This is a genomic window from Chitinophaga sp. SVR4-12A (assembly GCF_056754765.1).
In genome coordinates this window covers 284352-297154 of sequence record NZ_JBPGWP010000002.1, presented here as the reverse complement: position 1 = coordinate 297154, position 12803 = coordinate 284352, and the positions used below count along the sequence as shown (strand labels likewise).

The 12803-nt window shown below is 48.7% G+C and carries 15 protein-coding genes; 5 read left to right on the top strand and 10 right to left on the bottom strand.

Annotated elements, in window-relative coordinates:
• Nucleotides 1-221 precede the first annotated feature (221 nt).
• The 4 genes from ACR9Y8_RS27540 to ACR9Y8_RS27525 all read right to left on the bottom strand — a co-directional run bounded on the left by ACR9Y8_RS27540 (nt 222) and on the right by ACR9Y8_RS27525 (nt 3531).
• Entirely contained in the window at nt 222-1775 is a 1554-nt protein-coding gene (locus ACR9Y8_RS27540) for a M81 family metallopeptidase (RefSeq protein ID WP_481216512.1), read from the bottom strand.
• A 72-nt stretch (nt 1776-1847) separates the two neighbouring features.
• Nucleotides 1848-2492 (bottom strand): DUF6629 family protein, encoded by a 645-nt coding sequence (locus ACR9Y8_RS27535; RefSeq protein ID WP_481216511.1) that lies wholly within the window; start codon nt 2490-2492, stop codon nt 1848-1850.
• 20 nt (nt 2493-2512) lie between these two features.
• Entirely contained in the window at nt 2513-2761 is a 249-nt protein-coding gene (locus tag ACR9Y8_RS27530) for an RNA recognition motif domain-containing protein (RefSeq protein WP_481216510.1), read from the bottom strand.
• A gap of 23 nt (nt 2762-2784) precedes the next feature.
• Nucleotides 2785-3531 carry an acyl-CoA desaturase gene (locus ACR9Y8_RS27525; protein ID WP_481216509.1) on the bottom strand — a complete coding sequence of 249 codons (747 nt, stop codon included), beginning with the start codon at nt 3529-3531 and terminating at the stop codon, nt 2785-2787.
• A gap of 354 nt (nt 3532-3885) precedes the next feature.
• Between ACR9Y8_RS27525 and ACR9Y8_RS27520 the strand changes: the two genes are divergently transcribed.
• Nucleotides 3886-4140, top strand: a complete 255-nt coding sequence (locus ACR9Y8_RS27520; protein WP_481216508.1) for an RNA recognition motif domain-containing protein — start codon at nt 3886-3888, stop codon at nt 4138-4140.
• A gap of 78 nt (nt 4141-4218) precedes the next feature.
• On the opposite strand, the gene ACR9Y8_RS27515 is transcribed toward ACR9Y8_RS27520, so the two are convergent.
• From ACR9Y8_RS27515 to ACR9Y8_RS27500, 4 genes are all read right to left on the bottom strand, one after another.
• Nucleotides 4219-5103, bottom strand: a complete 885-nt coding sequence (locus tag ACR9Y8_RS27515; protein WP_481216507.1) for an NAD(P)H-binding protein — start codon at nt 5101-5103, stop codon at nt 4219-4221.
• A gap of 93 nt (nt 5104-5196) precedes the next feature.
• On the bottom strand, nt 5197-5415 hold the full coding sequence (locus ACR9Y8_RS27510; RefSeq protein WP_481216506.1) for a hypothetical protein: 219 nt from the start codon (nt 5413-5415) through the stop codon (nt 5197-5199).
• Between the two features lie 21 nt (nt 5416-5436).
• On the bottom strand, nt 5437-6306 hold the full coding sequence (locus ACR9Y8_RS27505) for an SDR family oxidoreductase (RefSeq protein ID WP_481216505.1): 870 nt from the start codon (nt 6304-6306) through the stop codon (nt 5437-5439).
• Between the two features lie 135 nt (nt 6307-6441).
• Complete coding sequence (locus ACR9Y8_RS27500; protein ID WP_481216504.1) at nt 6442-6927, bottom strand: N-acetyltransferase family protein; 486 nt, start codon at nt 6925-6927, stop codon at nt 6442-6444.
• A gap of 147 nt (nt 6928-7074) precedes the next feature.
• Between ACR9Y8_RS27500 and ACR9Y8_RS27495 the strand changes: the two genes are divergently transcribed.
• Nucleotides 7075-8307 carry a BamA/TamA family outer membrane protein gene (locus tag ACR9Y8_RS27495; protein WP_481216503.1) on the top strand — a complete coding sequence of 411 codons (1233 nt, stop codon included), beginning with the start codon at nt 7075-7077 and terminating at the stop codon, nt 8305-8307.
• 147 nt (nt 8308-8454) lie between these two features.
• Nucleotides 8455-9375 (top strand): TIM barrel protein, encoded by a 921-nt coding sequence (locus ACR9Y8_RS27490; RefSeq protein WP_481216502.1) that lies wholly within the window; start codon nt 8455-8457, stop codon nt 9373-9375.
• Nucleotides 9376-9389: 14 nt separating this feature from the next.
• Here the strand turns inward: ACR9Y8_RS27490 and ACR9Y8_RS27485 are convergent, their stop codons facing one another.
• Nucleotides 9390-10058, bottom strand: a complete 669-nt coding sequence (locus tag ACR9Y8_RS27485) for an NAD(P)H-dependent oxidoreductase (protein WP_481216501.1) — start codon at nt 10056-10058, stop codon at nt 9390-9392.
• Between the two features lie 97 nt (nt 10059-10155).
• On the opposite strand from ACR9Y8_RS27485, the gene ACR9Y8_RS27480 reads away from it, so the two are divergent.
• Complete coding sequence (locus ACR9Y8_RS27480; RefSeq protein WP_481216500.1) at nt 10156-10533, top strand: winged helix-turn-helix transcriptional regulator; 378 nt, start codon at nt 10156-10158, stop codon at nt 10531-10533.
• On the opposite strand, the gene ACR9Y8_RS27475 is transcribed toward ACR9Y8_RS27480, so the two are convergent.
• Complete coding sequence (locus ACR9Y8_RS27475; protein ID WP_481216499.1) at nt 10505-11719, bottom strand: MFS transporter; 1215 nt, start codon at nt 11717-11719, stop codon at nt 10505-10507. The genes ACR9Y8_RS27480 and ACR9Y8_RS27475 overlap by 29 nt on opposite strands.
• A gap of 90 nt (nt 11720-11809) precedes the next feature.
• Between ACR9Y8_RS27475 and ACR9Y8_RS27470 the strand changes: the two genes are divergently transcribed.
• Complete coding sequence (locus ACR9Y8_RS27470; RefSeq protein WP_481216498.1) at nt 11810-12712, top strand: LysR family transcriptional regulator; 903 nt, start codon at nt 11810-11812, stop codon at nt 12710-12712.
• The last annotated feature ends 91 nt before the right edge of the window (nt 12713-12803 follow it).

Here is a 12803-nt window from a genome sequence, read left to right as displayed (position 1 = left end):
GGGATTCAGGGCAGGTGTTCGGGATAGTTTTAGGACATGGTATTTGGAGGCGGGTTCCAAACGTTGACACAATATAATAATTTCGTTTGAAGTTTCAGGTCTGAAGTTTGAGGTTTGTTAAAATGTTAAAGGTTCAGGATTAGCATGCCTTTTCAGCACACTTATCCTGAACCTCTAACTTCGAACGAACGTCCAACTTCAAACCTCAGACCTTAAACAGGTCACTTGTCCGCTGCAGGCACTAATCTTGCCTTCAGATCCGGGTCTTTCATATCTTTATCCAGGGGAAACATAGGCCTTTCGATCCGTTTGTATGGCAGGCGCTCCAGGTTCTGATCTACACCGCCCGGTGTAAGCGCCAGCAGCCAGTCTGCCCGCATGTTGTACAGTTCCGGTTCCAGGTAGCCGATCTTCACCACTACAATATCTGATTTACGCGGGTTAAGCCCCAGGCGGGTAAAATCAGCTTCTTTATGGTAGGGTTTACGTTTCTGGGTAACGATCACGTGCACACTGCCTACCCGTACCACTACTTCCACTACGGCATCACGATCGCCATGCACGATGGACTCCACCGTTCCCTTTAGCCGTACCGGCGGTGCATAACGTGCATCTACCTTTGCACCTGCGAGGCCGTCCACCTCTTTGCCTACGCCTGCGGCGATGGCTTTTTCTACGAGATCAGGACCGGGAATAGAAGCATAGATCAGGGAAGGGCCGTTGGCTGATTTGAATTCGGGGCGGGCCAGGATCTGCGTGAGTGTCCAGGTGACATCGCCTGCGCCACCGGCGGTAGGATTATCGCCCGAATCACTGATGAAGAAGGGATGCTTGGTGCTGGCCAGCGCCTTATCCAGGCATTCTTTCAGATCGCCGGTGGGGGCTACAAAAGAGTAGTCCTTCCTGGCGTCCCAGAAACTGCGGGCCAGCCGCTCGGCGGTGCTTGTCACTACTGCTTTGTCATCGCCGGTCACCATTACTACGGCATGATTACGGGGCTCATCCGCCCATGCATAACCTACCCAGATGGCAGCGTCTATCACCCCTGGTTGTACGGAAGCCGGAGCAACCGCTTTATAAACGGTTTTAGCGGGCTCTATGCGGGTGCTGGTCTTCTCACCCGGCAGCAGCACAGGGATCGGTATCCAGGCTTTATAAGCTGGTTTGCCTTTGCCGCTTTTAATACGGTCTATGAGATTTTGTACGGCACGACGCTTGGTTTCCATAGCGTCTTCGTGCGGCGCCATCCGGTAGCAGGTGATCAGGTCTGTATGCTGCGCCAAACGCCAGGATACGTTCCCGTGCAGGTCCATAGAAGTAGAGATCAGCGTTTTGTTGCCTATCACCTTACGGATCCTGGTGATCAGGTCTCCCTCCGGGTCATCCAGCCCTACCACGCTCATGGCCCCGTGAATATCAAAGAAAAGACCCTCAAAGGGCCCGTTCTTTTTAAGCGAGTCCAATATTTTGCCCACCAGCGATTCATAAGCTTCGCGGGTCACTGCTCCACCGGGCAGGGACTTGCCTACCAAAGCAGGTACCCATACCGCCTGCTTACGCAGCGGCGAGTCAACAGCAAAGAAGGGATAGGAAGTGTATACCTGCTCGCCGTATTTTGCATGAAAAGCCTCTTCCTGTGTTAATGCGGGAGAGAAAGTGCTGGATTCTATACCTAAACCGGCAATGGCTATACGGGGCATTTGTTGCTGCGCTACAGCTGCAACGGAGCTTAGGATCAGACAAGCTGCGCTCAATAAAACGAACAAACGGTTCATAATACAAAGATTTTGGTTTCCTGCTGTTAGTGTAGTCACAATATAGCAGTATTACCAGGGAATTGCAATGTATTATTGATGAGCGTGGCCTAACCTGTTCCGCAAAATAATATCATAAAGCGCTACGAGGCTGATCACAGTAGCAAAATAGCACCATACTGAGATAAGGTATTCCAGGTAAAAGAACCTGGCCACCACATACGCCAGCAGCAGCAACAGGCCCGTCAGTCTCATTCTCGGGTCAGAAGAGACCAACGGTGCTATTACTGCAGCGAAAAGATAAGGTATGCCGCCATACCATTGATGCAAAAAAGGAAAATCAAGCACGTATTGGATATGATGATGCGCGATGGAAGCACCGGCGTTGTAACAAACAAGCCCGTACATAAATACGGCAGCAGTGATTACTCCTGTTCCAAAGCACACAGCCAGTATCTTTCTCCGTGCGGGATCCGTTTCGATCACCAGCGTACATAAAGGTATAAACAGCGGCCATACTACCTGTGCCGTTATAAGGAACAGGTATAGCAACAGCTGCTGCCATTGGGCGTAAGCCTGATCTTGTAAGGAAAGCCACAGCAGCCCTTCAATGAACTGCTGCAGGGAAAAAAGCAGGGGAATAGTGCATAATAAATGTTGCTGCATTGTTCGTGCCTGGCTTATTGCAGCATAGCCGATCGCTAACAGGATGACTCCTGCTCCGAGACTGGCTTCCATTGAAAAGCACATATATCCCTTTAATACGTACGTTGCCGGGCTTCTGCAACAGAGATACTTCTGCCTTCTACATTCTTGCCATCTAATTCTCTTATGGCCTTGTCGGCCTCCGTCTGCTGTGGCATCACAACAAATCCGAAGCCGCGGGAAACGCCGGTGTACCTGTCCGTTATTACTTTAACAGAGGCTACCTGTCCATAAGTAGAAAATAGCTTCATCAGATCCTGATCAGTCACCTGCGACATCAGATTAGAAACGTACAAATTCATATATTATAGTTTTAAGATAAAAATCACTTTTTGTAGGCATGCAGCGGAGCCGGTATTCTTATAATGTGCAGCCACTTCATCACAAGTATGGCAGGATACACCGGGTCAAACTCGTACCATTTTACACCAAAATTGATGGAAGAGGGATGCTTATGATGATTATTATGGTAAGATTCACCCAGCATCAGCACATCAGGACATATCAGGTTCTCAGACGTATTTTTCAATTTGAAATTGATGTACCCGTATTTATGTGCAAACCAGTTGATGATAGCGCCATGTACCGCCCCCATCGCAATGGTGAAGGGCAGCAACAGGAACAGCCAGGGTGAGGAAGCTATACCAATATAAATGCAGATATATACAGCCACCCACAGCAAACGGCTCCACCTTGAGCCTGCCCATTTATCAAAGCCCTTCCACTCCGGGAGATTCTTTAAAAACCGTTCTTCCACCTCCATTTTTCCGTCAACAATCTCCAGGTAGATACGGCGCGTGCGCCACATCATTGCAAAAACGTTCGGTGAAAAACTGGGTGAATGAGGATCTTTTTCTGTATCTGTATAAGCATGATGCATCCGATGCATAATACCGTAAGCCTTAGGGCTCATATAGGAAGCGCCCTGGGTAATGTAGGCAAAGAGGTAAAATATCTTTTCCCAAAAGGGGCTCATCGTGAAAGCCTTGTGAGACGCATACCTGTGCTGAAAAAAAGTTTGCGAGAACAAAGCCAGATACCAATGTAATATAAAGAAGAGCAATACGAGCATGATGAACTACTATTGAATTTACCGGTGAATGCATGTAGTGTGATTCAAAACGCAGGAAATTCAATAATAAAACTGCTGAATAAATAAGGTGAGGAATGCAGGAGAGCAGTATTTTAGGAAAGAATTTAGTGTATTTCCACTACTATCTAAAGGTACTAACAATAATGTTAAATAAATCACAATCGGACAGATTAATTAAATCTTTTGCCATTCATGTAATTAAAGCCTACCTTTAAGCGCAACATTCACAATGGTTACCTGCCTTTGCTTTTTCTGATCCGGAGCATACTACGCTTTCATTTTCAGTATTTGCGCTTCAGCTGCCATATTTTACTAATCTTTAAACATCCAGTTATGAACATTTATGTAGGAAATCTTCCGGCCACAGCAACAGAAGTAGACGTAAGGAATCTTTTCAGAGAATTTGGAAGGATAGCTTCAGTAAAGATCCTGACAGATATGGAAACGGGGCAGTCCAAAGGATTTGGCTTTGTTGAAATGGATGATCATGCAGACGGTAACCGCGCGATAAAAAAACTAAATGAAATGAATTTCATGGACCAGGTGATCCAGGTAAGTGAAGCGATACCACAGCCTGGAAAGAAATAAAAAAGTGGTTAGTTGACAGTTGTCAGTAAATGCGGCGGATATCATTCTCATTAACTGACAACTAACAACTGACAACTGTTATTGATTAAACTGCTTTGCAAACTCCGCTGCAAAAGTCTCCAGCTTCCTGCTGCCAGAAGGCCTGCCCCCAACAGCTGTATAATGCTCCCACACCTTTCCGCCACGCACAGCAGCCCCTACTTCTACAAACAATTTAGCGATGCTTTCCGGCATTCCTCCCTGCATGATCCCTTGTAAAGCCTGTTCATCACTGAATTCTACCCAGGGCAGTTCCGGCTTACCTATTGCATTTCCCAGCATGGCCGCTACCTCTCCGCTGCTGCGCTCATCACTCACTACGTAACGTACATCCTTTCCTGTAAACCCGTTCTGAATTTCTTCTGCAGCAGCTGCTGCGAGGTCTTCGGGGTGTACGAGCACCAATCTTGTCTGCGCAGGATAATTAGATCCGAGTATACCCATGTGTCGGATCATGTCTATGTTGTTATAAAAATTGATGTAGAAGAAAGGCGCGCGCAGGTATTTGATAGATACTCCTTCCAGTCCGTTGAGTATTGCTTCCACTTTCCGTGCGCCGGCAATCGGCCCCGGACCGGGAACAAGATGCGCGCCCATGCTGCTGAGGTGCACAACACGTTGTATACCGGAGCGGCGGATAGCTGCTGCATAGCTTTCACCTACGCTGGTGAAGTATTGTAACAGATCAGGCACTGTAAAATCTGGCGGCACCATGGTGTATACTACCTCTGCACCGCTAAAGGCCGCTGTCAGAAAATCCGTATCAGTAATGGAGCCGATGGCGGGAATAGCACCGAGTGCTTCAATGGTAGCTTTTTTGTCTGCACTGCTGCTGATAACTGTTACCTGGTGGCCTGCAGCAATCAGTTGTATTGCCAGCGGCTTGCTGATGTTTCCTAATGATCCTGTTAATGTGATCTTCATGCTTTCAGTTTTTATTTAATGAAAGCAAAGGTATCCGGGTACATACTTTTGGACAAGTACTTACCCCGGAGTAGGTGTCACATTACATGGCTGTCAGGGCCTGTCGCGTTGCTGCTTTCCTACATCGAGGGTCTTCTTCCATTCCTGCTGACGTTCTTCCGTTTCCTCGTCGTGTGGCGGGTGCTCTTCCAGTCCGGTATCGCCATCTTCCTCTACTGAAGGAAAATTAACCTGCTTATCTTCGTTCGCTTCCGCGGGAATATCGGGATGTTGCTCCTTCTCTTCGGACAGCTGTTTATTTGGCTTATCCATGATCCTTCTTTTTAAATATTATCACATCGGTACCCCACCATTCGGATGCAATATCTGCCCGGTGACAAAGACAGATTCCCTTGACGCCAGGAACAGATAACAACCTGCTATTTCAAAAGGCTGTGCAGCACGGCCCATGGGTACATCCTTGCCGAATTTAGACACCTGCTCTTCATTAAAGGAAGATACGATCAGCGGTGTCCATACGGGCCCCGGCGCTACCCCATTTACACGGATACCCTTTGTCACCAATGACTGTGAAAGGCTGCGTGTAAAAGCTACGATAGCGCCTTTGGTAGAGGAATAGTCCAACAGCAGCTCATTGCCCTTAAAGGCGGTGACCGACGTTGTATTGATAATGCTGGCCCCTTCCTTCAGGTGTGGTACTACATGTTTGGTCAGGTAAAAGTAGGAGTAGATATTCGTAGCGAATGTTTTTTCCAGCTGTTCCGCACTGATCCCTTCTATGGTCTCTACAGGGTACTGCACCGCTGCATTGTTTACAAGTATATCTATGTGACCGAATTGTTTCAACGCCTTTTCTACAATACCGGCGCAATTAGCCTCTTTGGAGACGTCTGCTTTGATCAGTAAAGGGGTACCGCCGTATTTTTTTATGGATTCAGCTGTTTCTTCTGCATCTTCCTGCTGATCCAGGTAAACGATCGCAACATTAGCACCCTCCTTGGCAAAGCTGACTGCCACCGCACGGCCGATGCCGCTGTCGCCACCCGTGATAATGGCTACTTTATTTGCGAGGCGGTTGCAACCCGGGATATCGTCATCATAGATGGGCCGGGGCTCCATTTCACGTTCTTTGCCAGGCTGATGATCCTGGTGCTGGGGAGGAAATGATTCAGGCATTCCAGCCTTCAAAGCATCTTTAGCCATAATAACATTGTTTTCCTGTAATAAATGATGTTACCATGGAATGATGCCCAAAAAACGTGCATTTATGTTATAGGGAAGAATATCTGCTACTGCTGAGTAGCAAGGGTAACAATATTGTTGGAAGATTTACCCACATCAGTCAAGATCCTTCAGCATCCACACCGTAGTGGCATAGTGGCCTGAATTACCCAGCTGTTCCGGAATATCATAGAAACCAGCTTTTTTATACATACCTACTGCTGTAGCCAGCTGCGGAAAAGACTCCAGGTATAATTGACGGTAACCTAATGCTTTGGCGGCTTCAAAACTGCGTTCCATTAAAGTGCGGCCAAGGCCTTTGCCGCGTGAAGCAGGCGACAGGTAGAATTTCACCAGCTCCGCACAGTCTTCCGGCAGTCCCTGGGTGGGATAAACACCACACCCGCCTAGTACTTCTCCGTCCTGTTCCGCTACAAAATAAGCGCAACGGTCCTGCGTGAATACTTCATACAGGTGATCCGTCTGTTCATCGCTGTATACTGTACCCACCAGCGGCGCGTCGAATTCAATAAATATATCCCTGATGATCTTTGCTAAGGGGGCATTATCCTCCGGTCTGATAGGTCTTATCTTAATGGACATAATCTGTATCGGTTAATGCAGTTAAGATACGCAGTTATGACCTGGAAACAAAAGGCGCTGCTCCACCTTCGATCATCATAGCGGCTTCTGGCATAATATTTTATGTATACTGTATGGAGATACCCACTAAAACGGCTGTTTACCTCAATGAGAAAATTCCTGCTGATAGCATTTTTGGCCATCCCTTTCTGGGCAGAAGCCCAGGAGACAGACACAATTCCCAGGCGTAGGAGGTTCTACGAAATTGAAGAAGATTCCGTGCCTAAAACAGACATCATCCAGGTATTCAAAAAGACCTTCCACATAAAGTCCGGAAATTTCCCCAAAAAAGGCAGAGGAGGGGTATATTATTCCCTGTTACCTGCCCCATCCAGCGTACCAGGCGGCGGTACAGCCCTGGTCACCAGCACCAATGCGGCCTTTTATCTTGGCCCGCGCAGAATGACCAATATTTCTAACGTCAGCTTTTCGCCTTCTTTCTCGTTTAACGGGCGCTTTTCATTTTCCTTTCACTCCAACCTGTGGCTGGAAGGTAATAAGCGCAATATCACAGGGGATATGCGCTTTATAGTGAACCCGCAATACACCTGGGGGCTGGGCAACGGTGTGCCCGAAGATCAGAAACAGCTGCTGGGGAACAATTACTTCCGCTTCTACCAGACCTTTATGCGAAAAATAGACCGTACCTGGCTGGCAGGCCTGGGCTACCACCTGGACTGGCATACGGCTATCCGTGTAAAGGACAATGACTCCGTACACCTGCCCGCGTTTGTAAAATACCAGTACGGCACCACGCCGGGACAACAGACTGTTTCATCCGGCATTTCTTTTAACCTCTTGAAAGATAACCGGAACAACTCCATCAACCCGCAACAAGGCCATTACGCCAATGCCGTACTTCGTCTTAACCCCACTTTTCTGGGCAGTAACAACAACTGGTCTTCCCTCTATTTAGATTACCGCAGGTATTTCCACTACGGTCCGGCATGGAGCCAGAACGTAGTTGCACTCTGGGGCTATTACTGGACGGTGCTGGGCAATAAAACGCCTTATCTTGACCTTCCCAGCATTGGCTGGGACCCCAACAACCGCAGCGGCCGCGGGATAGAACAGAACCGCTACCGGGGCAAAGCGCTCATTAACCTGGAAGCAGAATACCGGCGCGATATCCTTCCCAATGGCCTGCTGGGATTTGTGGTCTTCGCCAACATGAATACCGTTACGCAGCCAGATAAATACTGGTTCACCAACTTCCACCCGGCCGCCGGAGCAGGTCTTCGCATTAAATTTAACAAACGCTCCAATACGAACATCGCCCTGGATTTCGGCATGAGTAAACACGACCGGATCTTTTACATAGACCTGGGCGAAGCCTTCTAAAAGAGACCTGCCCTGTCACCAAAGCGCTATGGCCTGCCATTGGCAACAGCTATCTAAGACCCAACCGGATAAGCTGCAGCAATTCAATCTTCCTGGCAATCACTGACAACTTTTTATTATCTTACCACTACCACTAAATTTCCACATATGAACACGTCAAGAAGAGACTTTCTGAAAACGAGCGCCCTTGCGCTGGCAGGTACTGCCATGCTGCCCGGCGGCAGCATACTGGCGGCAGCCAGGGTCAAAGACATCCTGGGCGTACAACTGTACTCTGTCCGCGATGATATGAAAAAAGACCCCGCCGGCACCCTCAAACAGGTAGCCAGCATGGGATACAAGTACGTAGAACATGCCAATTACGTAAACCGTAAATTCTATGGGTGGACAGCGCAGGAGTTTAAGAAAAGGCTGGACGACCTGGGTCTGCTCATGCCCAGCGGCCATACGGTAATGCGCCCGCAGCATTGGGACAAAGCCAAAAACGACTTTACCGACGAATGGAAATACACCGTAGAAGACGCCGCCATCGTAGGTCAGAAATATGTGATCAGCCCCTGGCTGGATGAAGAGCTTCGCAAAACCTACGACGATTTCATTGCCTACATGGACGTGTTCAATAAAAGCGGAGAGCTCTGTAAAAAATCAGGCATGAAGTTCGGTTATCACAACCACGATTTTGAATTCAGCGTGCAACTGAACGGCAAAAAGCTCTTCGACCTGATCCTCCAGAACACCGATCCTGCCCTGGTAGCCCAGCAGCTGGACATCGGCAACATGTACCACGCAGGCGGCATCGCCATGGATATCATCAAACAATATCCCAAACGTTTTGAGCTGATGCATGTGAAAGACGAGATCAAATCCGCCAAAGGCGGCGAGATGGGCGGACAGTACGAAAGCACCGTACTGGGCAAAGGCGTGATACCCGTAAAAGAGGTGATTGACCTTGGTAAAAAAGCAGGCGGCACCTCGTACTTCATCATCGAACAGGAATCTTACCAGGGCAAAACGCCGCTGGAGTCTATAAAAGAAGACTTTAACATCATGAAAAAATGGGGCTACTAAGCCCCATTTTTCTTTTAGTATTCTCCCACTGCAAAGGCAGGCTCATTGAAGATATTAGTCAGCCTCGACCGCCAGGCGACCAACTCCAGTTTCCGCTGTTCCTCCCCTATCCGTGCAGGGCCATACACCACCTGCGGCTGCAGCACTGTAAAACCGGTGAACTGCAGGATACCGCGATGTAAAGGCCGCAGCATACCGCTAAGATCTCCGTTAAAACCACCTTTCACATAAGATTCGGGCACGCCGCCCGTGGTCAGTGAAAGCATGGCCTTCTTACCTTTAAAGATCCCGTTTTCATAGTATCGCCCGTTGCCATAAGTGCGGCCCATGGCAAAAACACGGTCCACCCATCCTTTCAGGATAGCGGGAATACCAAACCACCACATTGGGAACTGCCAGATCATCAGGTCGCACCACTCCACTTTCTGCTGCTCTATGTCGATATGGGGCGCAAAACCGTTTTGTTCTGTTGCATACACTTCTTCCAGCTGCTGTTTAAAAAAATCACGGTTTTGTACTGTTGTAAAATTATACCGGTCAGACACCGGGTTAAACTGTATACCGTAAAGGTCGGTAGTTTGTACTGCATGCCCGGCAGCCTCCAGCGCATCTATTGCAGTCCGGAACATTGCTCCGTTCATGCTCTGCGGTTCCGGGTGTGCATATACGATCAATACATTCATAGCTCCATATTTTAAGTTAAGCGCCACAAAATTATTGATGCATGCTTAACTTTGCAGAGGTACAGCCCATTGTTCGATACGCACAAAACTGTTAGTAATGACTAAAATAAAGGCTTCCTCCACCAATCAGCATAACCGGAAAGCGCTCAATGATTTCTGCGGTGTAATGTATGCCATAGATATACTGGGAGGGCGCTGGAAGCTGATGATCCTCTATAAGCTGGAGAAAAAGACCATGCGTTTCCTGGAGCTGAAGAAAAAGCTGCCCGAGATTTCAGACCGGATGCTTACCCTCCACCTCCGCGAACTGGAAAGAGATGGTATGGTACGCAGGACAGTATTTGCAGAAGTACCGCCCCGCGTAGAATACAGTCTGACGGAAAGCGCCATGGAACTCATCCCGGTGTGGCAGCAACTGGAAAAATGGGGTTTGCGCCACAGGGATCTCAGGACTGCCGGTTATGCCGGTAGCTGATCACGGTGAGCAGCGTTCCCAGCAACACGATCAACGCGCCTATCCAGGGAGTAGCCGCTAGTCCCAGGGATGGATGATCTACCGTAATACCACCTACATATGAACCGATCGCCACACCCAGGTTAAACGCGGATATATTTAAGGCCGATGCCACATCCTCCGTTCCTGGCAGATAACGCTCTGCCAGCTGTACAATGTAGAGCTGCAGGCCCGGCACGGTTACAAAAGACAATCCACCCAGCAGGAACAAGGTGATCACCGCCGGCGCTTTATACCAGGCAGAAAAGGTGAATAAAAACAGCACCAGCGCCTGCAAAGCGAACATGCGGACCAGCGCCTTCGCCGGGTTGGTATTGGATAACCTTCCTCCTATCATATTACCCAGGGCGATCGCTACGCCATATACCAGCAGCAGCACACTGACAGAAGCAGCAGAAAAGCCGCTGATCTGCTCCAGCAAAGTGGCCAGATACGTAAAGGCCACAAAAGTTCCTCCGTAGCCAAATGCCGTAATAGCCAGCACCAGCAGGATCTGTGGATGTTTGATCACCTGCAGCTGGTCGCGCAGGCGCAGCGCCTTCCCGCTCCGGATATTAGCGGGCACTAAAGACACCACGGCCATCAGCCCGACAAGCCCCAGCAAGGCCACGCCCACGAATGTGGCGCGCCAGCCAAAATGCTGCCCTATCCAGGTACCCAGCGGTACGCCTGCAATGATAGCGATGGTAAGCCCTGCAAACATCAGCGCAATTGCCGTAGCCTTCTTATCAGGCGCCACCAGCGTGGCCGCTATAGTAGCGCCCACGCCAAAGAACACTGCGTGTGCAAAACCACTGATAAAACGGGCAAGCAGTAAGAAAACAAAATCAGGCGCCAGGGCCGCGGCAATATGCCCAACGATGAATAATCCCATCAGACCAGCCAGCAAAGGCTTTCGTGGAATCCTTCCCGTAAGCGCCGTTAATATAGGCCCGCCAATAGCCACTCCTAATGCATAAATGCTTACCAGCCAACCGGAGGCCGAAATACTTACCTGCAGGCTATCTGCGATGGTTGGCAATATACCTACTGCCACAAACTCTGTGGTGCCGATCGCGAATGCGCTGATGGTAAGCGCCCATAAGGCAGCAGGCAAACCTTTCCTGGTACGCGCCTGCGCACGAGGTACACTTGTTATCACTTCCATATTTGTATGATTTCAATGCAAAATTACCCCTGCCTTATCTATTATTGAAATAAGTTAAATTATATCTTTGCATAATTAAAATGATAGACTATGCTGATGAACATGGAGTGGTTCCGCACCTTTAAAACCATTTATGAAACAGGCTCATTAACTGCTACCGCACAAACGCTGTATGTTTCACAGCCCGGGGTTAGCCTGCATCTCAACTCCCTGGAAGCTTATGTAGGATATAAATTGTTTGACAGGTCGGCCCGCCGCATGGTGCCTACAGAACGAGCCAAGGTATTGTATAACTACATCATTGAAGCAGTGAATAAACTGGAAGCCGCTGAACAGCATTTTCACAAAAGCGCTGATGCCAATAAAGCAACCATCAGTATAGGTATGTGCCTTGAAACATTCCAGTTCACGCTGGAACAGCACATCGCCTCCCTCCCGTTTAATGTCAACATTAAATTCGGCGAATACCCGGAGATGCAGCAGGAACTCGACAATGGCTCGCTGGATCTGATCGTAACGCCTCAGCAGGGATCGCAGATGAACCTGGAGTACAAGCCCTTCTCCAAAGAAAGGATCGTGCTGGTGAGCGGCAGCCAGGAAGACAGTAGCCCGTTTACCAGCCTTATTAAAAAAGGGAATACAACTGCGGCGGAAGAATGGCTCAAACAACAGATCTGGTACAGTACCGCTGCCGATATGGAACATATGCGCAGGTTCTGGGTCCAGAACTTTCATCACCATCCGGACTTCCGGCCTAACTATACAGTGCCCAATAAATGCTCTATCGTGCGTTGCCTCAGCCAGGGAAAAGGTTACTCTATTATACCCGACTTTCTATGCCGTAACGAGCTCAAAACCGGTAAGCTAAAACTGGTTTGGAAGGGCAGCCCTGTTATTGAGAATACCCTTTATTTTGGTAAACGTAAGAAGACGATGTTCGCTAAAGAGATCAGTATGATAGAAGGCTTTTTTAAGGCAGAAGCAGTGGTATAAAACAGGTGTAAGGGACTGCAAAATTACCCGCAATAAACGAAAAGGATGCGGGCATAATGCGCCAATCTGTAGGGGGGCATTGCGACACTTA